Here is a 24,410-nt window from a genome sequence, read left to right on the forward strand (position 1 = left end):
TCCCTCCCGGCCGGCCAGATGAATGTTACGCCACCGACAGGCGCTGGGCCTGGACCGTGGTGACGGCGATCACGTTGACGATATCCTCTTCGCTGCAGCCCCGCGAGAGGTCATTGGCAGGCCGCGCCAGGCCCTGCAGCAGCGGACCGATAGCCTCGGCGCCGCCGATCCGCTCGGCCAGCTTGTAGCCGATATTGCCAGCCTCAAGGTCCGGGAAGATCAGCACATTGGCGTTGCCCTTGACCCTGGAGTCCGGCAGCTTGCGCTCGGCGATCTCGGCGACGATGGCGGCGTCGAGCTGCACGTCCTCGTCGATGGCCAGGCCCGGGCGCGCGTTCTTGACCTTGCGCGCCGCCTCCACGACCTTGTCCACCGAGGCGTGATGAGCGCTGCCGCTGGTGGAGAACGACAGCATCGCCACCCGTGCCGGTTCGTCGAGCAGCGCCTCGGCACTGTCGGCGGCGGCCATGGCGATCTGCGACAGCGCCTCGGCGTCGGGGTCCACCACCAGCCCGCAGTCGGAGAAGATCATGCCCCCCTTCAGGCTATGGAACTCCTTGCACAACATCATCAGAAAGAAGCTCGACACCAGGCTCGCCCCCGGCGCCTTGCCGATCAACTGGATGGCGGCACGGACGACGTCGGCGGTGGTGTGCACCGCCCCGGCCACACAGCCGTCGGCCAGGCCGTCGCGGACCATCAGGTTGGCAAAGATCAGCGGCTCACGTACCCGCTGGGCGGCATCCTCGGCCGTCATGCCCTTGGGCCCGCGCAGTTCCAGCAGGAGCGTTGCCAGGCGATCGGTGTGCTCGGAGTCGGCGGGATCGATCAGCTCGATCGCCCCAATCTCGAGCCCTTCGGCCTCGGCCCGGGCGTCGATCGCCTGACGATCCCCCACCAGCAAGATTCGGGCATAGCCGGCCTGGCTTGCCGCCAGTCCTGCCTTGAGCACCCGCGCATCGTCGCCCTCGCACAGCACGATACGTCTGGGGTCCTGGCGGGCCATGTCGCGTATATGATTGAGCGCTTTCATCGGAATAGCTCTCCCGGGGTCATTGTTATCGGAGACTCCGCCCATCCCTTCACTCGGCCGGGGCTCTTTACCACCCTCTGGCGAATGTAAAAAAGCCCTGGCACCAGGCCAGGGCAATGTCGTCATACCGGACGAGAGAGTCTTGCGTGGCGAGTCAGACAGGGGAGTCCTTCGCCGCCGGTATCAGACGTAGTCCTGGTACTTCTCCAAGAGACGCACCGGCTTCTTCAGGGCGTCACGGCGGAAGGGGTCGCCCAGTTCGCGGGTACACATGATCTCGATGATGCAGGTCTTGCCCTCGTTCATCTGCATGTCCACCGCCTTCTTCAGCGCCGGGCCCACGTCTTCCAGACGGTCCACGGTGATGCCCTCGGCACCCATGGCGCGGCCGATCTCGGCGAAGCTCTCGTTGTCGAGCTCGCCGGCCACGAAGCGACGATTGTAGAAGTCGACCTGGTTCTTCTTCTCGGCGCCCCACTGGCGGTTGTGGAACACCACCGCGGTGACCGGGATACCGTGACGCACGGCGGTCATGGTCTCCATCAGGCTCATGCCCCAGGCACCGTCACCGGCGTAGGCGATGGCTGGACGATGCGGCGCGGCGGTCTTGGCACCGATGATGGTCGGCAGGGCGTAACCGCAGTTGCCGAAGCTCATCGGGGCGAAGAAGCTGCGCGGCTTCTCGAAGCGCAGGTAGCTGTGGGCCACCGAGTTGATGTTGCCGATATCGGTGGAGACCATCACGTCTTCCGGCATGGCCTTCTCGAGCTCACGCAGCACCTGACGCGGGTGCAGGTACTCGCCGCCGGAGAACGGCTTTTCGTCCTTGGCTTCCTCGATGGCGTCGAGGCTGAACGGATCACGCTCGTGGGTCCACTCGTCGAGTTCCTTCTCCCAGGCGTCCTTCTCGGCCTTGATCTTGGCAAGACGCTCGTCCTTGGAGGCGTCGCAGGCCAGGTCACGGCCCTCGAGGCGCTGGCTCAGCTCAACCGCGGCGGCCTTGGCGTCGCCGCAGATACCGACGGAAATCTTCTTCACCAGGCCGAGCATCTTGTGGTCGGCGTCCACCTGGATGATCTTGGCGTCCTTCGGCCAGTAGTCCATGCCGTGCTGCGGCAGGGTACCGAAGGGCCCGAGACGGGTGCCGAGTGCCAGCACCACGTCGGCCTGGGAGATCAGCTTCATGCCGGCCTTGGAGCCCTGGTAGCCCAGCGGACCACACCACTGCGGATGGCTGGCGGGGAAGGAGTCATTGTGCTGGTAGCTGTTGACCACCGGCGCGCCGAGGCGCTCGGCCAGGGCCTTGCACTCTTCCACCGCGTCGGCCATGACCACGCCACCACCGGAAACGATCACCGGGAACTTGGCCTCGGCCAGCAGGGCCGCCGCCTCGTCCAGTGACTGAGCGCCACCGGGGCCGCGGTCGATGCGACGCGGCTCGGGAATCTCGGCCTCGATCTCGCCGTAGAAGTAGTCACGCGGAATGTTCAACTGGGTCGGACCGATCTCCGACATGGCCCGCTCGAAGCAGCGACCGGTGTACTCGGCCATGCGCGCCGGGTGTGTCACGTGGCCCTGATACTTGGTGAACTCCTGGAACATCGGCAGCTGGTTGCACTCCTGGAAGCCGCCCAGGCCGATACCGGTGGTGCCGGTTTCCGGTGTGATCATGACCACCGGGCTGTGGGCCCAGTAGGCCGCCGCGATGCCGGTCACGCAGTTGGAGATGCCGGGGCCGTTCTGGCCGATGACCACACCATGGCGGCCGGAAACACGGGCATAGCCGTCGGCCATGTGGGCCGCGCCCTGCTCGTGCACCACCGGAATCAGACGAATGCCGGCAGGGGCAAAGATGTCCATGGCGTCCATGAAGGCCGAGCCCATGATGCCGAACATGTCGGTGACGTCATTGGCGACGAGGGTTTCGACGAAGGCCTCGGAGGGCGTCATCTTCTGCTTACCCTTCACGACCTGGCGCTTGTTGGTGTTGTCGTTGTGACTCATGGGGCTCCTCCAGGGAACAAAAGCGGATGCTGGCGGCGTCGGCCATCAGGGCCTCGGGCCTTGTCTTGGCTTGAGCCGCTCCGGATCGGTCGCCTCAAGCTTTTCGATACCATAAGTTCCGATTTGCGAAACTTAATCCAAAGGTAGCGGCCGATTCGTGCCCGGTCAAGACGAATTTCATTATTTGATACGTTACGGTTCGTTTTTTATAAAAACAGACCGTCGTCGTGCCACCCTGTTTGCTCCGCCAAGCCCCTGCAGCGCCTCCCACCGCTCGCCCGCCCCTCCATCCGCGCCCCTTGCACCCTTGCCTGCAGGATCGATCACGCTCCTTTTGCCGAACACCCGCATCCCGCTGAAAGGCCCGCCATTGCTGCATTGCAGCGGCATTTCGGAGGGAAAAATACGTTGACAGTCACGCGGGAGACTTCTAGACATACAACTCATGTACATCTGTTAAATGACTTGATCCAGACCCTCTACACACTCACCAACCTTGATGCGACCGCCATCAAGCCGGTGAAAGAAAGCACGCCAAAGGCAAACGCGCTTATCCCAACTGAATGACAACGACAACAGACGCCCGCCCCTGTGGCGTCACGGGAGGCTCAAGGTGGAACTACTGCATTACCTTCCGCAGGTTCTCAGCGGCTGGAACCTGCTTATCCTGATCGGCGGCACGATCGTCGGATTGATTCTGGGGGCGACGCCGGGGCTCAGTCCGACGATGGCGGTGGCGCTACTGATCCCCTTCACCTTCAAGATGGACGCTACCTCGGGGCTGATCCTGCTTGGCGTTCTGTATACCTCGACGGTCGCCGGCGGCGCGGTCAGCGCCATCCTGATCAACATTCCCGGGGCGCCCGCCAACATTGCAACGATGCTGGATGGCCACCCCATGGCCAAGGCCGGCAAGGCGACCCAGGCGCTGTACTACTGCTTTATCAGCTCCGCCGTCGGGGGCGTGCTGGGGGTCCTGGTGCTGATCTTCCTGACCCCTTACCTGGTCAATGTGGCGCTGAAGTTTGGCCCCCCGGAGCTGTTCTGGACGGCCATCCTCGGCATCACCGTCATCGGCTCTCTGGGCAGCGCCTCGGTACTCAAGGGCTTGCTCGGCGGCGCGATCGGCGTCTGGATCTCGCTGATCGGCTTCAACCCGGTGACCGGCACCGAACGCTTCGTCTTCAGCGAGCATCTGCAGGGCGGCATCACCATCATCCCGGCCCTGATCGGCCTGTTTGCGATACCCCAGGTGCTGCAGATGGTAGAGGGCGCCAAGGGTGCCAACGGCGGCGAACGCTTCGACATGGCACCCACCTCCGTGATCAAGGCGATCATCTTCAACCTGAAGAAGGTCAAGGCGCTGGTGATCGGCAGCCTGTCCGGCATCATCGTCGGCATCATTCCCGGCGCCGGTGGCCAGATTGCCGGGCTGATTGCCTACGACCAGTGCAAGAAATTCAGTCACAACAAGGACAATTTCGGCAAGGGCGAGCCGGAGGGCATCATCGCTGCAGAAAGTGCCAACAACGCCATGGTCGGGGCGTCACTGGTGCCCATGCTGTCGCTTGGCATACCGGGCAGCCCCACCGCCGCGGTGCTGCTCGGCGGCCTGTTGGTTCAAGGCCTCTTTCCCGGACCAGACCTGTTCACCCAGCATGCCTCGGTCGCCTGGACCTTCATGGGAGCACTGCTGATCAGCCAGATTCTGCTGGTGGTGTGTGGGCTGTGGATCAGCGGGATCGGCAAGTACGTCATTCGGATTCCTCGCCACATCATGGCGGCGGCGGTGACCACGCTGGCCATCTTCGGCACCTACAGCGTCCAGAACAGCTTCTCCGACGTCATCATCATGATGTCCATGGGCTCTCTGATGTACTTCGGCATGCAGTACGGCTTCACCCCCGGGCCCATCGTACTCGGCATCATTCTCGGCCCTATTGCCGAAACCAACTTCCTGCAGAGTCAGATGCTGGCCCAGGCCGGCGACGGCATGCTGCGTTACATGTTCGGTGGCTGGCTCAATATCCTGCTGGTCTCGCTGTGCCTGCTGTCGGTGGCCTACAGCCTCTACGCCAGTTGGCAGGCCCGCAAGACCCGCCAGCGTGCGACGCCCGATCATCGAGTCCAGGTACATCCGGAGGCCAACCATGATGCTCACTAAACCGCGTCAGGTGGCCCTCGGCGCACTGATCATTGCACTTGGCCTGGTAGCCGCCTCCTGGGCAGGCGGGGCATACGGCTACAGCTTTCCCCGAGTGGTGTCACTGATCGTACTGACTCTGGCAGTCGTGCTGCTCGCGGTGGAAATCCTGGCCCCAGGCCAGGCCGAGGAAGGCGCCATCTCCATCCCCTGGGGCAGCATCATCCCGGCGCTTGCCATCTTTTTCCTGCTGCTGCTCGCACTACGAATTCTCGGCTTCTACGTCACCACCCTGGTGGGGTTCGTCGTCATCAGTAGCGTCTATATGCCCGGGCTTTCCTCGAGCCGAAAGATCCTTCTCAACATCGTCATCGGTACCGGCTTTCTGGCGGTGCTCTTCGGCGTATTCACTGCACTGTTAAAGGTGCAGTTTCCCAAAGGCCTACTTCTGTAGAAGGCATAAAACAATGACTATTCACGCCACCTCAGTAAAGCGTCAAACAGCGTCAACCCTCGCGCTCTGTCTGTTGCTTGCTCCCCTCCCCAGCCTGGCGGACTTCCCGGAAAAGCCCTTGAATCTGACGGTCGCCTATTCGGCTGGTGGTGCGACAGACTTCCAGGCCAGGATCGTCACCTCGAAGGGCGATGAGTACCTCGGGCAGCCGGTCACGGTGATCAACCGCCCGGGTGCAGGCGGACAGATCGGCTGGAATCAGTTTGTCAGTACCGGCGCTACCGATGGCTACGATATTGCGGCCTATAACGTGCCGCACTTCATCGCTCAGTCGATCATGTACGACACCGACTACAGCATCGAGAACCTGCAGCCCATTGCAAACTGGGGCGCAGACCCTGCCGTACTCATCGTCGGCAAGGACAGTGAGTTCGATTCCATCGATGACGTGGTGGAGTACGCAAGAGCCAATCCTGGAAAGTTGACGGTCTCGGGCGCCGGGCTCTACGTCGGACACCATATTGCTGCCCTTCAGCTTCAGCAAAGCGCCGAGGTGACCCTGAAGTACCTTCCTACCTCAGGAGGAGTGGACGCCCTCAGGTTTGTTGTCGGTGGTCAGGTGATGGCGGGATTCAACAACTTGTCCGACGCCTTCCGCAACCAGGACCGCATCAAGATCCTCGGCATTGCCGATCTCGAAAGAAGCGAAGATTTCCTGCCGGATGTACCCACCTTTATCGAAGCGGGATACGACGTCGACGACACCAGCCTCAACCTCAGGGGGATCATGGTTCCCAGAGGGGTCGACGCGGAAACGGTCGACTACCTCTCTTCCAACTTCATCGACATGTTCCAGGACGAGGGAATCGCCGAGCAGATGAAAGAAGGCGGATCGACCCTTCGCGTCATGGAAGCGTCCGACCTCGAGGCGCTGTGGAAACAACAGCAAGCGTACCTGACTGAACTCTTCGCTCAGCTCGAGACACCGTGACCTCTGCGGATTTCAGGCCAACGGCAACGAAAGCAAGGGTAGCGACGCGTGGAACACAGGCCTCATTCCCCTGCACCGCAGGGAGCCGCCATCCATACCCTGAGCCGCCCTTGCTTACCCCATCGACACGTCGAGGTAGCAACATGGATACCAACCACAAGCATTCTTCTGACGACAATAGCGCCTACCGGCTGGTAGCCCCCATTGTCGAACGAGCCCGAGAAGCCCAGCGAAGGTTCGAGCAATACGACCAGCAGCAAGTCGATGAAGTCGTGCTGGCCGCCGCCTGGGCGTTGATGGAGCCCACGCGAAATGAGGAGCTGTCACAACTCGCGGTGGCCACCACCGGGCTTGGCAAGGTTTCCGACAAGATCGCCAAGAACCACCGCAAGACCCTTGGATTGCTGGCCAACCTCGAGGGCAAGCGCACCGTGGGTATCGTCTCCGAAGACCCGAGCACAGGTATCGTCGAGATATCCCGCCCGATCGGCGTGGTCGGCGCCGTGGTGCCTTCCACCAACCCCGCGGCCACGCCCACCAACAAGACGATCAACGCACTCAAGGGTCGCAACGCCATCGTGCTGGCTCCCTCGCCCAAGGGCTACGCCGTGTGCGAACGGCTGGTGAACTACATGCAGGACGAGCTCGCCCGTATCGGAGCCCCCCGGGATCTGGTGCAACTGCTACCGGACCCGGTGACCAAGGCGAGCACCCATGCCTTGATGCAACTGGTCGACCTGATCGTCGTCACCGGCTCCCAGAACAATGTGCGCTCCGCCTATTCCAGTGGCACCCCGGCCATCGGCGTCGGGGCAGGCAATGTCCCGGTCATCATCGATGAAAGCGCCAATATCGCAGATGCCGCGCGCAAGATTCTTGCCTCCAAGACCTTCGACAATGCGACCAGCTGCAGCTCGGAGAACAGCCTGGTCATCCTCGACAGCGTTTACGACAGCATGGTCTCGGCACTGCGAGACCACGCGGCGGTACTGCTGACCGAACAGGAAAAGCGGATTCTCGAAGGTCGCATGTGGACGGATGGCAACCTCAGTCGTGACGTGATCGCCCGGGATGCCGGCAGTATCGCCAGCACCGTGGGGCTCGATCGTCCGGCGTGTCTCGACGCCTCGATCCTGCTGGTGGAAGAAAGCGGCATCGGGGCGGACTACCCCTTTTCGGGCGAAAAGCTGTCACCGGTGCTGACCCTCTACCGGGCCAGACACTTCGAGGATGCCTTTGCGATCACCAGGGAACTGCTCGAATACCAGGGCAAGGGGCACTCCTGCGGTATCCACAGCACCACCGATGAGCACATCGAGAAGCTGGGACTGGAGATGCCGGTCTGCCGGGTGATCGTCAATCAGGCCCACGCCTTCGGCAATGGTGGCAACTTCGACAATGCCCTTCCGTTTTCCTTGTCGATGGGCTGCGGTAGCTGGGGCAAGAACAGCATTTCCGACAACATGAACTACCGCCACTACCTCAACACGACCCGCATCGTGCGAACCATCGAGGCCTCTCCCCCTCTGCCCCAGGATCTGTTTTCCGGTTTTTTCGACAAGCACGGCATCGCCAATCCCTTCTAGAGGCCGGCCAGATGATGACCATTCAAGACACCATCAAGCATCAGCGTGAACGCCAACCCGCCACTGATTTCCTGATCTGTCCCGACACTGGCGAGACGGTCTCGATGTCCCGACTCCAGGAGCGCGTCGAGTGGGTGCATAGCCTTCTTCAGGCGCGCGGCTGCCAGCCCGGCGACCATGTGGCCATGCTGATGGACAACGGACTGTGGACCGCCTCACTGCTGCTGGCGATCATGGCCAGTGGTCGTGTCGCGGTCTCCTTGAACGCCATCGCAGGGGAGGCCCAGTTGCGCTACGTGCTGGAGCACTGTGATGCCACCACTGTCATCGTATCGCCCCACTACGAGCAGCGCCTTGATGGCCTGCTCGACGGGAGCGAGAAGGAAATTCTGGTCGCCTGTCCTCGCAACGGGCCGCGGCAGCAAGAGCGTATCGCGTCTTCGCCCTTGCCCGTGGTAGCGCCCGACGACACGGCATTGTTGATGTATACCTCGGGCACAACAGGCAAGCCCAAGGGCGTCGTGCTGACCCACGCCAATCTGATCGCGGGGGGAAGGTGCACCATCGAGGCCCACTCGCTGTGCCAGAAGGATCGCGCCCTCTGCGTTCTGCCGCTTTACCATATCAACGCCCAGGTGGTCACCATCATGGCGCCACTGATCAGTGGCGGCAGTGTGGTGCTGCCGGAGAAGCTGAGTGTCTCGGCATTCTGGGACTGGCTGCTCGACAACCAGTGCACCTGGTTCAGTATCGTGCCGACGATTGTCGCCTACCTGCTGGAGCATGCCGAGAAGCCAGAGTCGAAGGACCTGCGCGAGGATCCGCGCATGCGTCAGGTGCGTTTCGGGCGATCTGCCTCTTCGGCACTGCCGGCGGAGAGCCACCGCCGTTTCGAGACCACCTTCGGTGTCAGCCTGGTGGAAACCATGGGACTGACCGAAACCGCGGCCCAGATCCTGTCCAACCCCTTGCCCCCTTTCGAATCTCGCTACGGATCCCCCGGTATCGCCTACCGCAACGAGGTCAGTGTCTTCGACTCGACAGGACAGGTACTGCCCTGCCACCAGACCGGTGAAATCGTGGTCCGCGGCGACAACGTCATGAAGGAGTACTACAAGAATCCCGAGGCCACAGCAGACACCATCGATAACGAGGGTTGGCTGCACACCGGCGACCTTGGCTATCGCGATGAGGAAGGCTTCTTCTTCATCACGGGCCGCATCAAGGAGCTGATCATTAAGGGTGGCGAGAACATCGCCCCGCGCGAGATCGATGACGCCCTGCTGGCCCATGAGGCGGTGCTGGAGGCAGCCGCCTATCCCATGGAAAACCGGCACTACGGGCAGGTCGTAGAGGCCGTCGTGGTGCTCAAGGAAGGCCATCGGGCGACCCAGCAAGAACTTCTCGACTACTGTCGCGAGGAGGTCGGTGACTACAAGGCGCCTGAACATGTTCACATCGTGAAATGGCTGCCCAGAGGGCCCTCCGGCAAGGTCCAGCGCCTCAAGATTGCGGAGATGATCGACCATCTGCATCAAGCACCGGCCTAGCCTGGCGCCCGATGCCCTGGCCTGCGCTCGCGGTACCCAGGGTCCTGCCTGATCGATGTTTCGGCCGGGCCTGGCGCCGGCGAGCCCGGCCTTGGCGTCGAAGGTGCCTCGGCCACGTCGGCTCACCGCCTGCGCCATCCAACCTTTGTGAGGATGAAGCCATGAGCTTCCAGATATCCCGGCTGCTGTATGCCACTGACCTCAGCGCCCACAGCCCCGACGTCTTCCGCAAGGCCATCGGTATCGCCGAACGCTTCGGCGCCGCGGTCCACCTGCTGCACGTCATCGAAGATCCGGCACTGTTGAAAGACAGCCTGGCCAGCCGCTATACCGCCGTTTCCCCGCTGGACAACTATCGCGAACGAGCGACCCGGCAGGCCATCGACGAAATCAAGCGCCGCCTTGAAGACTTCGGCCACTCGACGCTGGCCTCGGAAGACAGCTACCACGCCTCTCTGAAGGAGATTCACGTCCGCATTGGCAAGCCATCCCGAATCATCCTGCAGGAGGCCGACAGAATCGATGCCGATTGCATCGTCATGGGAACACAGCGCCAGTCCGGGCTGGGTCATATGGTGCTTGGCTCGGTGGCGCGCAAGATCAGTCGTCGCACCCGCCGCCCGCTGTTTCTCTTTCCGGTCTGAGGCCAGGGGTCACACGGCCGGAAAGGTGTCTGCACAGGAGCCCCGTGATAGATTGATGAAATACCACTTAAGAATGAAACGGATGAATCAAGGTGTGAAAGAGGCGAGCGCCGTCACGCTGCTGCAGGGCAGCGGCGAGTCAGACAAGCGCCTGACCCGAGCAGCCTCCCCTTCCGACCTTGCCAGCAGCGGGATCTTGCGAATGACCAGTGAAAACGAATCTGATCGCCTTGGCCTCTTCTCCCCCGAGGTGATGGTGGCACAGCCGGGGAAACCGCTGTACCGACTGCTGCAGGACCATATTCGCGGCCTGATCGAACGGGGGGACCTGGCCCCGGGCGACCTCATTCCACCCGAATGGCAGCTCGCCGACCGGCTGCAGATCAGTCAGGGAACGGTCAAGAAGGCCATCTCCAATCTGGTCTGGGAAAAACTGCTGTTCCGCCATCAGGGCAAGGGCACCTATGTCTCGCGGACCGACTTCGAGGAAACCCTGTTTCGCTTTGTCAGCTACGGGGACGCCGACGGCAAGGACGTGCGTATCCACAAGACCACCACCGATCGCGCTATCCGCCAGGCTCCCGATGACGTATATACCCGCCTCGGCCTGAGCCAGACCAGTCCAGTCACCTATATTGAACGCCTGGGAGTGGTCGATGACGCCCCGACCCTGGTGGAGTACAGCTGGTGGCCAAGCGTACTGGTGCCGGGGCTGGAAGATTCCGAGCTTTATATTCCCGACTACTTCTATGCCTTGATCCTCGACCGATTCGGCATCCCCGTCGTCCGGGCCGACGAAACCCTGACCGCAGAAGCCGCCGATACCCACACCGCCGCCCTGCTGGACATCGCTCCCGGCACCCCGGTGGTGGTGCTCAAGCGGATGACCTACACCAGCCACGACCGTATCGTGGAAGTCCGTACCACCAAGGGTAGGGCCGACCGCTTCAGCTACCGTGCCGAAATCCGCTCGGACTTTTGACTCGGTGCAAGCTCAGACAGGGCAGCCTATGCCGGATACCCCGACAACCGGTTGGCCATGGCCGAGTCCTGGCTCATGGGTGCCTGTCCACTCACGTCCGCCGCCCGGTTCCCGACGCCGACGTGCTTCAGTCAGAGACGACAGTGATCTCGTCGAATTCCGTTTTCCGATACACATTGATTAATTTTTAGATACGTATAGGCTTGTAGTATCGAGGAGACCCCGCCATGAGCACAGCAAGCTTTGACACCCGGATCATCGAGGGCGACACCCCGGCCCAGCGCCTGCTGGCGCTGCTCGAGGTGATCGCGGAGAAGGACCAGTACTTCACCCTGCAGAGCCTGGTGGACGAGACCGGCCTGCCCAAGCCGACGCTGCACCGGATGCTGCAGCAGCTCGAGAACTCCGGCATGCTGCAGCGCGAAGCGGACAACCGCCACTACAGCAAGGGCAGCCGCCTGCGCCGGCTGGCCGAGACCCTGCTGCTCAACGACACCGTTCAGGGCGCACGTCACGGCGTGTTGGCTGAGCTGGTCCGCGAGGTCGGGGAAAGCTGCAACATCACTGCCCTGTCCGGCAGCGAGGTGCTCTATCTGGACCGCGTCGAGACGTCGGCTCCGCTGCGCTTCTATCTACACCCCGGCTCCCGGGTGCCTGCCCATTGCTCCGCCAGCGGCAAGCTGTTTCTGGCGCAGATGAGCGCCTCCCAGCGCCGTCGGCTGCTCGCCGATGCCACCCTGGAGGCCTTCACCCGAAACACGCTTACCGACATCGACGCTCTGGAAGCGGAGATCGAGCAGGTCAAGCGCGACGGTTACGCCTTCGACGACGAGGAATTCCTGCCGGGGCTTCTGTGCATCGCGGTGCTGGCCCCCAACCCCACCGGAGTCTCCAACGTCGGCCTGGCGATCCAGGCACCGGTGATGCGCATGGATAAACAGCGCGCACTGGACTGCCTGCCGGCGCTGGAGCGCGCCGCCGCCGCCATCGCGCGGATCAACCAGGGCGCCCTGCCCGAGCCCATCGCAGAGTCCGAAACCTCTGCCTGACGCCCTAGCCGCAGCAACCCCGCATGGCCGGAACCCTCACCAAACCAGACGCCAAACAGCAAGGCGCCACCACCGCGACAACGGTGATGGCGCCGAGATGGTTCGACGAGTCGCTCCCTTGATCGCCGACCCTGTTGCCCTGCCCCCCCTCCTGCAACAAAAGCTGCGAGCGCTGCGCAGATGACACAGGCCTCAGTTGTAGAAGAAGCTGACGCAGCGCACGAAGCTGCTGCCTCCCGCGGTCACACAGCGATGTCGTATCCAGCGGTCTCGCTTGGATAGCCCCTCATACCGGGTCCACTGCCAGTAGCCTGAAGGCAGGTGAAAGGTATGTAGATGCTTCCAGTTGCCAAAGACATTCTTGTAGTAGTGCAGGGTGGCCGCCGGCCCATGGCAGGCAGTGGTGACACCAAGAGAGTTGCGACGCTTGTGGTCAGAGGTCCAGCGATCCCGAAAGGAATAGTGGGCCTCCGGGTCACACCACCACCAGGTGTTGCTCGGGAAGGAGACGGTCTCGCAGTTGTGGTTACGAAACAGATGATAACCATCGCCCGGGACACAGTATTGCTGGCCTGGTCCGCCTCCTGCCGAGGACCCTGCCCTGGCAGTGTCCGGCGTTATGCCCAACTCGTCCAGATCCACCTCGATGGGTTCTTCCACCCGCTCCACGGTGCGATTCTTGAACGCCTTGCGGTCGATGTCGGGATTCAGCTCGAGCAGCATCTTCGGGATGGGCACCTCCTGCGGGGCGAGCATGAGGTAGTGATCCAGCGCGGACTTGCCAACTTCGCTTGCAAAGGTTCGCGGGGTCGCACGATCGCTCACGCCCAACTCCCGCATACCTACCTGGGCCTCCTTGTCGTCGCCTCTAAGCCCGACGAATTCGACGCGGTTGCCGTTGCTGAGATCGAAACGGGCCAGCGGCATGGGCTCCGCAGGACCGCTGACCAACGGCGCCCCGTCCGGCCCCAGTCCCACCGCGGCCAGGTCATCTGGCCTGTCCAGCTCTGCCGGTTCGGCCAGTGTTTGCTGATATCGTGCCGACAGTTCCTGTGCCAATTGCGGGTTTCGCGCCAGCAGCACGTCGAGCTGCTCAGGCGTCAGTCCAGCGGCCTGACACGTACATGATGATGGTTCGTTCATGATCGACGTCCTCCACCTGGGAAGATCGTGCTCCGCCGGCCGGACCTCCCGGCGTCACCGACGGCGTTAGACGAAACACGCTGCGACGCCTTATTGGCAGCGGTCTTCTCAGCATGGTCAAAGTTTGCTTTGCCAGCCATCGGTCATGCCGCGCTGCTTCAGCTACTGAGATGACATCTACGCGAAATGGCTGATAAGTCTCATGAAAATCCTTATTGGCGGGTTAGTCCGTTTTTTACTCGAATCAGTACAAAAACACATATCACGACGGACTCGGATGTAACGACAGTCACACAAGGAAAATGACCGCGCCACGCGCGAGCCGCCGTCCTCTGGCCGCCACCGCCCTTTGACCTTATGCTGTAGAGAATAATGAGCGCCGAGCCCTAGCCGCTCGGCGCCGTCGTCGCTGACGCAGTCCGCGTCTTCGGCTTGTTCAACGCCCACTGTAAGGATGCGCCTCATGCCTGGCTTGCTCCCGGACGTCGATCCCGATGGCCTGCTGGAATACTCCGTGGTCTATACCGACCGCGCCCTGAACCATATGTCGCAGAGCTTTCAAGGCGTAATGCGCGACATCTCCACCACCTTGAAGCAGGTGTACAACGCCCACAGCGCGGTCATCGTGCCCGGGAGCGGCACCTTCGGCATGGAGGCGGTAGCCCGCCAGTTCGCCCAGAACCGCAGCGCCCTGGTCATCCGCAATGGCTGGTTCAGCTACCGCTGGCACCAGATCCTCGAGATGGGCAAGATCCCGGCCGAACTGTGCGTGGAGAAGGCCCGACGTCAGCAGGACAGCGATCCGACCTCAGCGTTCGCCCCGCCCCCCATCGAGGAAGTCGAGCAGGCCATCGAGCGACTGCAGCCGGACATCGTCTTCGCCCCCCACGTGGAAACCTCGTCCGGCATGATCCTGCCGGACGACTACATCCGTCGCGTATCCGATGCGGTGCACGCCCACGGCGGCCTGATGGTGCTGGACTGCATCGCCTCGGGCACCGTCTGGGTGGACATGCAGGACACTGGCGTCGACCTGCTGATCAGCGCCCCCCAGAAGGGCTGGAGCGGCTCACCCTGCTGCGCCATGGTGATGCTCTCGGCCCAGGCGCGAGAGATCATCAAGGAAACCACCAGCACCAGCTTCGCCGCCGATCTCAAGAAGTGGCTCGAGATCATGGAGGCCTACGAGAATGGCGGCCACGCTTACCACGCGACCATGCCCACCGACAGCCTGCGCGAGCTACGCGAGATCATGCGCGAGACCGACGCCTACGGCTTCGACAAGGTGAAACAGGAACAGTGGGCCCTGGGCCAGGGAGTGCGCAGCCTGCTGGCCGAGTACGGCTTCAAGAGCGTCGCCGCCGAGGGTTACGAGGCGCCCGGTGTGGTGGTCTGCTACCACAACGACCCGGGGCTGGTCGGCAAGTTCGCCGCAGCCGGCGTCCAGGTCGCCGCCGGGGTCCCGCTGATGTGCGATGAAGGCGACGATTTCCAGACCTTCCGCATTGGCCTGTTCGGCCTAGACAAGCTGCATCAGCCCGAGCGCAGCATCGACCACCTGCGCAAGGCGCTGGACAGTATCAAGGGGTAAACGGGCTGACACCCACCAGATCGGGCCGCACAGAAAGGCCCAGATAGAAAAAGGGGCGACGCATCAGCGTCGCCCCTTTTGTCTTACCCGTGTTGTCGGTCTCAACGGTCCTGTCCTGCACGTCTCGAGTTTCACTGCTCTCGGGTCATCCCCGTCGACTTGTCACTCTTTAGCCGACCTCTAGTCACCCTCTAATCACCCCAGCAGCGACAGAATGATGCGCTCTCCGTAGCCCCACAGCAGGACGGTCATGCCGAGCAGTCCTTCGAGCACCAGTACCCCCACCGCAAGGGTGGTGCTGGAGACGACGAAGCCTTCCTTTTCGCTGATATCGAGAAAGGAGGGAATGCCCAGATACAGCAGGTAGGCGGTGTAACAGAGGCCGATAACGCCGGCCAGCAGGCACAGCCAGATGATCGGGTAGATCGCCACGATGCCGCTCAGGAACATCGGGGTCGCCACATAGCCGGCAAAGATGATGCACTGGCTCTGGCTGGGTGTCTTGGGAAAGCGTTTAGCCGAGTAACGGATGGTCTTGCCGACGATGTAGACCGCCGCCAGGATCACCAGATAGAAGGCGATCCCCGCCCCCAGGGCGTCTAGATAACTGAGCTTGATGGTCGTGCCGCCGCCGAGACTCCAGCCGACCTGGGTGGTACCGATGTACGAGCAGATCACCGGTATGGCGGCCAGCAACAACACGTGATGCGCGTACAGGTGCGTTATCGTCTCCCTTTCCTGCTTGATCTGCTTCCATTCGCGATTCGGGTGGGCCATCAATCCCCAGACGTGTGTCAGCATACTGACTCCCTCCTGCTACCGCTGAAGTAAGTCCCGAGACCGGCACTCGGCGCCCGCGACTCCGTTGTCCTTAACTTGCAGTATAGAAGCGATTTTTCGCTTCGCTACCAACGTTACCGTACATACTATACAAGTCCTGTACAACACTTGACCTCTAGTCACGCTTCACCCATACGACTGATAAACACAAAAAAAACCCCGCATCGGTGAAGATGCGGGGTTTCGGTTTCAGCGCCACCCGATCAGGACATGGAGGTCCACATCGGCGTGCTTGGCATCAGCGTCGCGTCCAGTGACATCATCAGGCTCAGCGCCGTGATGGTGAGGATCGAGATGCCGAATACCTGTCGCGCCCAACGCACGTTGTCGTCGGTACGGTAGCCCTTGGCCGCGATATACAGCCAGTAGACGCCCAGCACCAGGGCAACGATGAAGTAACCGGGTCCAGCGTAGCCGGCCAGACTCAGCGACAGCGTCGCACCGATAAAGGCCAGGATATAGCCCAGGATATGGTGCTTGGCCGTACCGATACCGCGAACCACCGGCAGCACCGGAATGTTGGCGGCGCGGTAATCTTCCATGCGAAAGATCGCGATCGCGTAGGAGTGCGGCATCTGCCACAGGCTGAAGATCACCAGCAGGGTCAAGGCGCCGGTATCGAAGCTGCCGGTCACCGCGCAATAGCCCACCACCGGCGGCACTGCCCCGGAGAGGCTGCCGACCAGAGTGCCGAACTCGGAATTGCGCTTCATGTAGAGGCTGTAGGCCCCTACATAGATGACGAAGCCGAAGGCCGCCAGACCCACCGTCAACGCATTGGTCCCCAGCGCCAGCAGACCGAAGCCGGCGATGCCCAGCAGGGTGGCAAACCGAAGTGTCGCCGCTTCGCTGACCCGCCCCTGCACCAGCGGGCGGTTGCGGGTGCGCTCCATCAAGGCATCGATGTCCTTGTCGATGACGTTGTTGTAGGCGCAGCCCGAGGCGATTACCAGGGCCAGACCCAACAGCGCCGACAGGAACACCACGGCATCGAACTGGCCCTGGGCGGCCAGGAAGTAGCCGCCCAGAACAGAGATCACGTTGCCGCCGATGATGCCCGGCTTGGTGATGGTGAGGTAGTCCCTGAGAGTGTCCCTGAACATCATGCGAGTCGGCGTCAGCCGATCATCATGTTGCGATGCAGGTGGTACATGATCCATAGGGAACCTCCGATGACCAGAACCAGGATCGCCACGGTGAAGACGAAGGACATGAAGTTCCAGCCTTCATCGGCCTTGGTGTTCATGTGCATGAACAGCACGAGCTGCACCAGCACCTGAGCCACCGCGGTACCGACGATCACGATCAACGTCGCGAAGGTGTCGAAGGCGCCGGTCATCACCGCCCCGAAGGGAATGACGGTCAGCACGATGGACAGGATCAGGCCGATCACATAGGACTTGACGCTGCCATGGCTGTGATGGTCGTTGGCGTGTCCGCTCATATCACAGGGCTCCCATCAGGTAGACGAAGGAGAAGACGCAGATCCAGACGATGTCCAGGAAGTGCCAGAACAGGCTCAGACACATGATGCGCGGACGCACCATATCGTCGAGACCACGCTGCTTCACCTGGATCATCATCACCAGGATCCAGATCAGACCGGCGGTCACGTGCAGACCGTGGGTACCGACCAGCAGGAAGAAGGCCGACAGGAAGCCTGAACGATCCGGACCAAAGCCCTCATGGATCAGGTGACGGAACTCATAGAGTTCCAGCGCCACGAAGGCCGCGCCCAGCAGGAAGGTGATCCCGAGCCACTTCATCACCTTGGATGCCTGATTGGCGTTCATGGCGAGCACCGCCATGCCGTAGGTGAAACTCGAGAACAGCAGCAGGAAGGTCCCGACCAGGATGAACGGGAGCTGGAAGATCTCGCCCGGGGTCGGACCATCGGCCGTGCCCCGAAGGAGCACGGCGTAGGTGGCGAACAGTGACCCGAAGATCACCAGGTCGCTCATCAGATAGACCCAGAAACCGAAGACCTTGGTGCCCGCGGCATCATGATGGTCGTGGTCGTGATCATGGTCATGCCCGTGGGCATGACCTTGCTGGTTGAGGGTGTCGGTTGCCATGGTTATGCCTGCATCTCCACACGGTTCTGGTGTTCGCGCTCGATACGCTCGACTTCCGCGGCCGGCACGTAGTAGTCGACGTCATCGTTGAAGATACGCGCGATGAAGGTGGCAAACATGCCCAGTGCGGTCACGATGGCAAGCCACCAGATATGCCACACCAGGGCGAAGCCGAAGACCGCGGAGATCAGACCGATCACCGGACCTTCCCAGGTGTACTTGGGCATGTGAATGTCCTTGTACGGTCCCTTGGACACGCCGGCCTTGCCGCCGTTGGCCTGCTTCTGGTTCCAGAAGTCGTCGATGTCCTTGATCTCGGGCAGATGCGCGAAGTTGTAGAACGGTGCGGGAGACGAGGTCGCCCACTCCAGGGTACGCGCATCCCAGGGATCGCCGGTGACGTCCTGGTTCTTCTTGCGATCACGGATACTGACGTAGAACTGGATCACGGTGCAGGCGATACCACACAGAATCAGCACGGCGCCGATCCAGGCGATGATCATCCACGGCTGCCAGGCGCCGTTGTCATAGGACTGCATGCGACGCACGGCACCGAAGAAGCTGAGAACGTACAGCGGCATGAAGGCCACGTAGAAGCCGGTCAGCCAGAACCAGAAGGAGCGCTTGCCCCACTTCTCGTCGAGGGTGAAGCCGAAGGCCTTCGGGAACCAGTAGGTCAGACCCGCCAGCATGCCGAACACCACGCCGCCGATGATGACGTTGTGGAAGTGGGCGATGACGAACAGGCTGTTGTGCAGCACGAAGTTGGCCGCCGGTACCGCCAGCATCACACCGGTCATGCCACCCAGGGTAAAGGTGATGATGAAGCCGATGGTCCACAGCACCGGAGAGGTGAACTCCAGACGACCGCGGTACATGGTGAACAGCCAGTTGAATACCTTCACCCCGGTGGGGATGGCGATGATCATCGTCATGATGCCGAAGAAGGCATTGACGTTGGCCCCGGCCCCCATGGTGAAGAAGTGGTGCAGCCAGACGATGAACGACAGGAAGGTGATGGCGATGGTCGCCCACACCATGGTGCCGTAGCCGAACAGCCGCTTGCGAGCGAAGGTCGCGATGACCTCGGAGAACACCCCGAATGCCGGCAGGATAAGGATGTACACCTCAGGATGGCCCCAGGCCCAGATGAGGTTGACGTACATCATCATGTTGCCGCCAAAATCGTTGGTGAAGAAGTGAGTCCCCAGGTAACGATCCAGCGTCAGCATCGCGATGGTCGCGGTCAGAATCGGGAAGGACGCGATGATCAGCACGTTGGCGCACAGCGACGTCCAGGTGAAGATGGGCATACGGAACAGGGTCATGCCCTTGGTGCGCATCTTCAGGATGGTGACGAAGAAGTTGATACCGGTCAGGGTCGTACCGATGCCAGATATCTGCAACGCCCATATCCAGTAATCCACCCCGACGCCGGGACTGTACTCTATCCCCGATAGTGGCGCGTAGGCCAGCCAGCCGGTCGCGGCGAACTCACCGACCACCAGCGAGACGTTGACCAGGATGACACCGGCAACGAACAGCCAGAAGCTCAAGTTGTTAAGGAAGGGGAAAGCCACGTCGCGCGCGCCGATCTGCAGCGGCACCACCAGGTTCATCAGACCGATGACCATGGGCATGGCGACAAAGAAGATCATGATCACACCGTGGGCGGTGAAGATCTGATCATAGTGGTCAGGCGGTAGATAGCCCTCGGCTCCGGCCGAGGCCATGGCCTGCTGGGTACGCATCATGATGGCGTCGGCGAAGCCACGGATCAGCATCACCAGCGCGACCAGGAAGTACATGATACCGAGCTTCTTGTGGTCGACGGAGGTGATCCACTCGCGCCACAGATAGCCCCACTTCTTGAAGTAGGTCAGGCCGCCGACCACGGCGATCCCGCCCAGGGCGATACCGATCGCCACCACCATGATGATGGGCTCCTGGATCGGAATCGAGTCTAACGTCAGTTTTCCAAACATGATTTACTCCGCTGCCTCTGCGCTCATGGACTCGCCGTGAGACTCGCTCTCGTCGCCATGGCCGCCTGCGCCGTGCCCGTTGACCACGCCGCCGTAGGTCTCGACGAACTCGGCATGCTTGCCGCCGGCCAGGAAGCTCTTGATGATGCGCTCATAGAGCGCCGGGGTGATCTCGGAGAAGTACTGGACCTCGTTGTCCTCGCTTGGCGTGGCGAGATCGTAGTACTCCTCGGGGAAGGTCAGCGTATCGGACGAGGAACGCACCTTCTCCACCCACTCTTCGAAGTCCTCGACGGAACCCACGTGGGCGTCGAAGGTCATCTCGGAGAAGCCTGCACCGCTGTAGTTGGTGGAGCGGCCCGGATAGACGCCCTGCTCTTCGGCGATCAGGTGAACGTCGTTATCCATGCCGGCCATGGCGTAGATCTGGCTACCCAGGCGCGGAATGAAGAAAGAGTTCATCACCGAACCGGAGCTCACCCGGAAGCGCACCGGAGTGTCCTCGGGGAAGGCCAGTTCGTTGACCGTGGCGATGCCCTGCTCCGGGTAGATGAACAGCCACTTCCAGTCCAGCGATACGGCCTGGATTTCCATGGGCTCGTTCTGTCCTTCCTTGGCCTCGAGACTGCGGTGCGGGTCGAGACTGTGGGAGGTGTACCAGGTCAACAGCGCCAGGAAGACGATGATGACGCAGGGAATGAACCAGACGATGGCCTCGATCTTGGTCGAATGGGCCCAGTCGGGTGAATAGGTGGCATCGGTGTTGCCACGGCGATAGCGCCAGGCAAACCACAGGGTGAGCACGATGACCGGCACCACCACGATCTGCATCAGACCGAAGGCGGTGAGGATCAAGGTACGCTGCTCACGGCCGATCTCCCCCTTGGGGTCGAGCAGCGCCGATTCGCAGCCCGCCAGCAACAGGGGCAGCGCCAGCATCAGCACAACGCTGAGCACGCGCAGGTACGACTTTCTTCTCATGTAGCAACCTCGTCAGGGCTTGGAGGCGGAATACCAGAGATTACGAGCTCAGGCTCGCGCGATGTGCAGGGGCCGCTGAGGTGGAACATTGCATGCACCTTTGGCAAAAGTTGCATGAAATGTGCCGAACCACGGACTAGACCCGCAAAATTTCGCATCCCCTACCCTGCCTCGGTACCACGACAAGACGTCGTCACCTGAACAAAAGAAGTAGATGGAATGCGACCGGGGCGTATTGTCGACAGAGCGACCAGACTTGAGAAGCGACGATTTGCCGCAGGGGTGTCGCACCTTTCCTTGATCTGTCGCACCAAGGCGTCGCAACAGTGCACAAATGGCCAATTGCCTGGGCCAGCAGAACCTGCCCTGCGACCCAACACCACACCCAGCAAGCACCACCAGGAACCGTATCAGCGAGGCCGGACCCCACCCCATGGGAAAGGCGATCTGATGGAAAAGAACGATAAGCCGCGCCGCGCTATCGCATGACGCTATCTACCCCGACTCCATCGCCCCAACGCCAGGACGAAAGCGATGACGATGCCGAGAGAGCCAGATCGTGAAGTGTCAGATAAGGAAGGGACAGATAAGGGAGGGCCAAAGCATGGAGGGCTTGGTCATGAAAGAGCGAATCGGCGACGAGGGCCAGATCAGCAAGGGGGCCAAGGGAAGGCTCGAGCAGAAGGGACAGACCACAACGAGAGGCGCAACCGTGCGCCCAGGGGACCGCTATCGAGTAAGGCCGTCAGTGACTGAAAAGCCAAGGATCCGCAATACAAGGATCCACAAGCCAAGAATCCGCAAGAAAAGGATCCGCAAGCCAAGGATCCACGCTGGGCAAGAAACCGAAACCGGGAAATCAGGGATGAACCAGCCGAGACGCCACTTCCGGCGTGCGTGACAGGCCTGCGGCACCCTCGCCGTGGGTGATGATGACATCGGCGTCGATCAGGGCGCCAAAGAAGGCGGGACGCAGTACGCCCCACTTGCTGTCGTCGAATACCAGGATCCGCTGGGCGGCGGTTTCGATGGCGGCCTGCTTGGGCGCCACTTCATGAAAGTGAAAGCAGCTCAGGCCCCGTGCGGCATGCACCCCGGCGGCGGAGAGAAAGGCGCGATTGATGCCGAGTCCCCGGACCTGGCGGGCGATGTCATCGCCATCGAAGGACTGGGAGACGCCCTGATAGACGCCGCCCAGCAGGATCAGTCGGATGCCATCGAAATGGCTGACCGCATTGGCTACGTTCAGGGCGTAGGTCACCACCGTCAGGTCTCGTCGGCTGGCCAGTTCTGCGATCATCGGCACCAGGGTGGTGCCGCAATCGATAAACAGGGTATCGCCGTCTTCCACGTAGCCACTGGCGCGGCGACACAGACGCGCCTTGATATCGGCGCCGCGATCCTGTTGAGTTTCCAGGTCGTAGACTGGCGTGAAGTGGGGGTCGTCGCGGCGAACCAGATGCCCGCCCATCAGCATCAGAGGGCTGTCCTTGGTGGACACGTCGCGCCTCAGAGTCATCTCTGACACACCGCAGAGGATGGCGGCGTCCGCCAGCCTCAGGCTGCCGCCTCCGGCGAGCGCCTGCAAAAGGCGCTCCTGTCGCTGAATACTGCGCTGATTCATGGATTCTCCCCCGCGCCTCGACGGTCATGGCTTGCTGCCGTCGTTTTTCAATAAGCATGCCCTGAACTACCGGGTTCAGCCAGTGCCCGGGCAGGTAAGAAAACGCCACTGCACAAATGTTATTTTTCTCACATCAAGTGTTACTATACACTCATTGACGGATGGGCCCAGCCCGTGCCGGCCAATTCCGCTCGACAACAATCACTCGACACGAGCCGCCGCCATGCCCCATCACCTCTATAATTCCTGTTCTGATACCCCATTCGGCATAAGAGATTTCCGCCCCGTTCGAGGCAATTGCCCGCTATCAACGCGATGCGGGACGCCAGACCAGGCCCGAAGTGCGATGATCTATTCTTCAACGTTCATATTTTGATGAGGCGAAGGAACCTATGACACTCCTGATGAGCCTGGTCGGCATGGCCACCCTGATCGCCATCGCCGTCGCGTTCTCCTACAACCGCCGTGCCATTCGCCTGAGAACCGTGGGGGGCGCCTTCCTGATCCAGGCTGGTCTCGGGGCCTTCGTCCTTTACGTGCCCTTTGGCCAGAAGGTCCTGAAGACCGTATCGGACGCCGTCAGCCAGGTGGTGCTCTACGCCAACGACGGCATCGATTTCCTGTTCGGCGGCCTGGCCAACGCCGACAGCGTCGGCTTCGTGTTCGCGGTCAAGGTGCTGCCAGTCATCATCTTCTTCTCGTCGCTGACGGCGGTGCTCTACTACCTGGGCATCATGCAATGGGTCGTGCGCCTGCTCGGCGGCGCGCTGCAGAAGCTGCTCGGCACCTCACGCACCGAGTCGCTGTCCGCCACCGCCAATATCTTCGTCGGCCAGACCGAGGCGCCGCTGGTCGTGCGGCCCTTTATCGCCCGCATGACCGCCTCCCAGCTATTTGCGGTGATGTGCGGTGGCCTTGCCTCGGTGGCGGGCTCGGTGCTTGCCGGCTACGCCGCACTCGGCATCCCCATGGAATACCTGGTGGCCGCCTCCTTCATGGCGGCCCCCGGCGGCCTGCTGTTCGCCAAGCTGATCATGCCGGAGACCGATCCCGAGGCGGATAAGGCCGACCGCGTCTCCGAGGTCATCGAGGACGAGGACAAGCCGGCCAACGTGCTTGACGCCGCCGCCGGTGGCGCCTCGTCCGGCCTCAAGCTGGCGGCCAACGTGGGCGCCATGCTGCTGGCCTTCATCGGCTTGATCGCCCTGCTCAACGGTATCCTCGGTGGCGTCGGTGGTTGGGTCGGGTTCGAGGATCTCAGTCTCGAGCTGATCCTGGGCTGGGTGTTCTCGCCGCTGGCCTTCCTGCTCGGCATTCCCTGGGAAGAGGCGACCCTGGCCGGGTCCTTCATCGGCCAGAAGCTGGTGGTCAACGAGTTCGTCGCCTTCATCAACCTGGCCCCCTATATCGACGGCGAGCAGCTCGTGGCCGCCACCGGCGAGGTGATGAGCGACCATACCGCCGCGGTGCTGTCCTTCGCGCTGTGCGGCTTCGCCAACCTGTCCTCCATCGCCATCCTGCTCGGCGGGCTCGGCAGCATTGCCCCGAGCCGTCGTCACGACATCGCCCGCTATGGCCTCAAGGCGGTACTGGCCGGCACCCTGTCCAACCTGATGTCGGCCTGCATCGCCGGCTTCTTCATGACCCTGGGCGCCTGATCCCACGTCGCGGATCCAGCGCCCGCCCTCACATCTTCGGCCGCCCGAGGCGGCGGCCTGTCCCACTTCAGGAGCCT

At 61.9% G+C, this 24,410-nt stretch carries 20 protein-coding genes; 10 read left to right on the forward strand and 10 right to left on the reverse strand.

What is annotated here, in order from left to right; all coding sequences use genetic code 11:
• Positions 1-25: 25 nt before the first annotated feature.
• Positions 26-1,033 (reverse strand): phosphate acetyltransferase, encoded by a 1,008-nt coding sequence (pta, locus tag EBB56_RS01110; protein ID WP_045991935.1) that lies wholly within the window; start codon positions 1,031-1,033, stop codon positions 26-28.
• 183 nt (positions 1,034-1,216) lie between these two features.
• On the reverse strand, positions 1,217-3,037 hold the full coding sequence (xsc, locus tag EBB56_RS01115; RefSeq protein WP_045991934.1) for a sulfoacetaldehyde acetyltransferase: 1,821 nt from the start codon (positions 3,035-3,037) through the stop codon (positions 1,217-1,219).
• Between the two features lie 613 nt (positions 3,038-3,650).
• On the opposite strand from xsc, the gene EBB56_RS01120 reads away from it, so the two are divergent.
• From EBB56_RS01120 to EBB56_RS01150, 8 genes are all read left to right on the forward strand, one after another.
• On the forward strand, positions 3,651-5,201 hold the full coding sequence (locus tag EBB56_RS01120) for a tripartite tricarboxylate transporter permease (RefSeq protein WP_124802472.1): 1,551 nt from the start codon (positions 3,651-3,653) through the stop codon (positions 5,199-5,201).
• Entirely contained in the window at positions 5,188-5,634 is a 447-nt protein-coding gene (locus EBB56_RS01125; RefSeq protein ID WP_045991932.1) for a tripartite tricarboxylate transporter TctB family protein, read from the forward strand. Before EBB56_RS01120 ends, EBB56_RS01125 begins: the two co-directional genes overlap by 14 nt.
• A 13-nt stretch (positions 5,635-5,647) precedes the next feature.
• The gene (locus tag EBB56_RS01130) at positions 5,648-6,625 is read left to right on the forward strand and encodes a tripartite tricarboxylate transporter substrate binding protein (protein WP_124802474.1); all 978 of its coding nucleotides are present in this window, start codon (positions 5,648-5,650) and stop codon (positions 6,623-6,625) included.
• Between the two features lie 143 nt (positions 6,626-6,768).
• Entirely contained in the window at positions 6,769-8,211 is a 1,443-nt protein-coding gene (gene sauS / locus EBB56_RS21810) for an acylating sulfoacetaldehyde dehydrogenase (RefSeq protein ID WP_045991931.1), read from the forward strand.
• An 11-nt stretch (positions 8,212-8,222) separates the two neighbouring features.
• On the forward strand, positions 8,223-9,761 hold the full coding sequence (locus tag EBB56_RS21815) for an AMP-binding protein (protein ID WP_185696361.1): 1,539 nt from the start codon (positions 8,223-8,225) through the stop codon (positions 9,759-9,761).
• A gap of 161 nt (positions 9,762-9,922) precedes the next feature.
• The gene (locus tag EBB56_RS01140; protein ID WP_045991929.1) at positions 9,923-10,405 is read left to right on the forward strand and encodes a universal stress protein; all 483 of its coding nucleotides are present in this window, start codon (positions 9,923-9,925) and stop codon (positions 10,403-10,405) included.
• Positions 10,406-10,607: 202 nt separating this feature from the next.
• Positions 10,608-11,387 carry a GntR family transcriptional regulator gene (locus EBB56_RS01145; protein WP_162197827.1) on the forward strand — a complete coding sequence of 260 codons (780 nt, stop codon included), beginning with the start codon at positions 10,608-10,610 and terminating at the stop codon, positions 11,385-11,387.
• A gap of 227 nt (positions 11,388-11,614) precedes the next feature.
• Complete coding sequence (locus tag EBB56_RS01150) at positions 11,615-12,436, forward strand: IclR family transcriptional regulator (protein WP_045991928.1); 822 nt, start codon at positions 11,615-11,617, stop codon at positions 12,434-12,436.
• 192 nt (positions 12,437-12,628) lie between these two features.
• Here the strand turns inward: EBB56_RS01150 and EBB56_RS01155 are convergent, their stop codons facing one another.
• On the reverse strand, positions 12,629-13,579 hold the full coding sequence (locus tag EBB56_RS01155) for a hypothetical protein (RefSeq protein WP_045991927.1): 951 nt from the start codon (positions 13,577-13,579) through the stop codon (positions 12,629-12,631).
• 463 nt (positions 13,580-14,042) lie between these two features.
• On the opposite strand from EBB56_RS01155, the gene EBB56_RS01160 reads away from it, so the two are divergent.
• Complete coding sequence (locus tag EBB56_RS01160) at positions 14,043-15,170, forward strand: aminotransferase class V-fold PLP-dependent enzyme (RefSeq protein WP_045991926.1); 1,128 nt, start codon at positions 14,043-14,045, stop codon at positions 15,168-15,170.
• A gap of 195 nt (positions 15,171-15,365) precedes the next feature.
• Here EBB56_RS01160 and EBB56_RS01165 read toward each other — a convergent pair whose 3' ends face one another.
• From EBB56_RS01165 to EBB56_RS01195, 7 genes are all read right to left on the reverse strand, one after another.
• Complete coding sequence (locus tag EBB56_RS01165; RefSeq protein ID WP_083970270.1) at positions 15,366-15,971, reverse strand: Yip1 family protein; 606 nt, start codon at positions 15,969-15,971, stop codon at positions 15,366-15,368.
• A gap of 242 nt (positions 15,972-16,213) precedes the next feature.
• A complete protein-coding gene (gene cyoE / locus EBB56_RS01170; protein ID WP_231498497.1) occupies positions 16,214-17,113 on the reverse strand; it encodes a heme o synthase in 900 nt (299 codons plus the stop codon).
• Positions 17,114-17,127: 14 nt separating this feature from the next.
• Positions 17,128-17,454, reverse strand: a complete 327-nt coding sequence (gene cyoD, locus EBB56_RS01175) for a cytochrome o ubiquinol oxidase subunit IV (protein ID WP_045991965.1) — start codon at positions 17,452-17,454, stop codon at positions 17,128-17,130.
• Between the two features lies 1 nt (position 17,455).
• The gene (locus EBB56_RS01180; RefSeq protein ID WP_045991924.1) at positions 17,456-18,085 is read right to left on the reverse strand and encodes a cytochrome o ubiquinol oxidase subunit III; all 630 of its coding nucleotides are present in this window, start codon (positions 18,083-18,085) and stop codon (positions 17,456-17,458) included.
• A gap of 2 nt (positions 18,086-18,087) precedes the next feature.
• Positions 18,088-20,070, reverse strand: coding sequence for a cytochrome o ubiquinol oxidase subunit I (cyoB, locus tag EBB56_RS01185; protein WP_045991923.1), 1,983 nt, complete (start codon positions 20,068-20,070; stop codon positions 18,088-18,090).
• Between the two features lie 3 nt (positions 20,071-20,073).
• Positions 20,074-21,051 carry a ubiquinol oxidase subunit II gene (cyoA, locus tag EBB56_RS01190; protein WP_045991922.1) on the reverse strand — a complete coding sequence of 326 codons (978 nt, stop codon included), beginning with the start codon at positions 21,049-21,051 and terminating at the stop codon, positions 20,074-20,076.
• Positions 21,052-21,910: 859 nt separating this feature from the next.
• Complete coding sequence (locus EBB56_RS01195) at positions 21,911-22,675, reverse strand: DeoR/GlpR family DNA-binding transcription regulator (RefSeq protein WP_045991921.1); 765 nt, start codon at positions 22,673-22,675, stop codon at positions 21,911-21,913.
• Between the two features lie 392 nt (positions 22,676-23,067).
• On the opposite strand from EBB56_RS01195, the gene EBB56_RS01200 reads away from it, so the two are divergent.
• Positions 23,068-24,333, forward strand: coding sequence for a NupC/NupG family nucleoside CNT transporter (locus EBB56_RS01200; RefSeq protein ID WP_045991920.1), 1,266 nt, complete (start codon positions 23,068-23,070; stop codon positions 24,331-24,333).
• Positions 24,334-24,410 lie beyond the last annotated feature (77 nt).

Source organism: Halomonas sp. YLB-10 (genome assembly GCF_003856855.1).
In the GTDB taxonomy this organism is placed as follows: domain Bacteria; phylum Pseudomonadota; class Gammaproteobacteria; order Pseudomonadales; family Halomonadaceae; genus Halomonas; species Halomonas litopenaei.

Coding starts and splice junctions, on each gene's coding strand:
- EBB56_RS01150 (WP_045991928.1), top strand. CDS start 11,615: ATGAGCACAGCAAGCTTTGACACCCGGATCATCGAGGGCGACACCCCG.
- EBB56_RS01145 (WP_162197827.1), top strand. CDS start 10,608: ATGACCAGTGAAAACGAATCTGATCGCCTTGGCCTCTTCTCCCCCGAG.
- sauS (WP_045991931.1), top strand. CDS start 6,769: ATGGATACCAACCACAAGCATTCTTCTGACGACAATAGCGCCTACCGG.
- cyoE (WP_231498497.1), bottom strand. CDS start 17,113: ATGTTCAGGGACACTCTCAGGGACTACCTCACCATCACCAAGCCGGGC.
- EBB56_RS01160 (WP_045991926.1), top strand. CDS start 14,043: ATGCCTGGCTTGCTCCCGGACGTCGATCCCGATGGCCTGCTGGAATAC.
- EBB56_RS01195 (WP_045991921.1), bottom strand. CDS start 22,675: ATGAATCAGCGCAGTATTCAGCGACAGGAGCGCCTTTTGCAGGCGCTC.
- EBB56_RS01165 (WP_083970270.1), bottom strand. CDS start 15,971: ATGCTGACACACGTCTGGGGATTGATGGCCCACCCGAATCGCGAATGG.
- EBB56_RS01155 (WP_045991927.1), bottom strand. CDS start 13,579: ATGAACGAACCATCATCATGTACGTGTCAGGCCGCTGGACTGACGCCT.
- EBB56_RS01200 (WP_045991920.1), top strand. CDS start 23,068: ATGACACTCCTGATGAGCCTGGTCGGCATGGCCACCCTGATCGCCATC.
- EBB56_RS01130 (WP_124802474.1), top strand. CDS start 5,648: ATGACTATTCACGCCACCTCAGTAAAGCGTCAAACAGCGTCAACCCTC.
- cyoB (WP_045991923.1), bottom strand. CDS start 20,070: ATGTTTGGAAAACTGACGTTAGACTCGATTCCGATCCAGGAGCCCATC.
- cyoD (WP_045991965.1), bottom strand. CDS start 17,454: ATGAGCGGACACGCCAACGACCATCACAGCCATGGCAGCGTCAAGTCC.
- cyoA (WP_045991922.1), bottom strand. CDS start 21,051: ATGAGAAGAAAGTCGTACCTGCGCGTGCTCAGCGTTGTGCTGATGCTG.
- EBB56_RS01125 (WP_045991932.1), top strand. CDS start 5,188: ATGATGCTCACTAAACCGCGTCAGGTGGCCCTCGGCGCACTGATCATT.
- xsc (WP_045991934.1), bottom strand. CDS start 3,037: ATGAGTCACAACGACAACACCAACAAGCGCCAGGTCGTGAAGGGTAAG.
- pta (WP_045991935.1), bottom strand. CDS start 1,033: ATGAAAGCGCTCAATCATATACGCGACATGGCCCGCCAGGACCCCAGA.
- EBB56_RS01140 (WP_045991929.1), top strand. CDS start 9,923: ATGAGCTTCCAGATATCCCGGCTGCTGTATGCCACTGACCTCAGCGCC.
- EBB56_RS01180 (WP_045991924.1), bottom strand. CDS start 18,085: ATGGCAACCGACACCCTCAACCAGCAAGGTCATGCCCACGGGCATGAC.
- EBB56_RS21815 (WP_185696361.1), top strand. CDS start 8,223: ATGATGACCATTCAAGACACCATCAAGCATCAGCGTGAACGCCAACCC.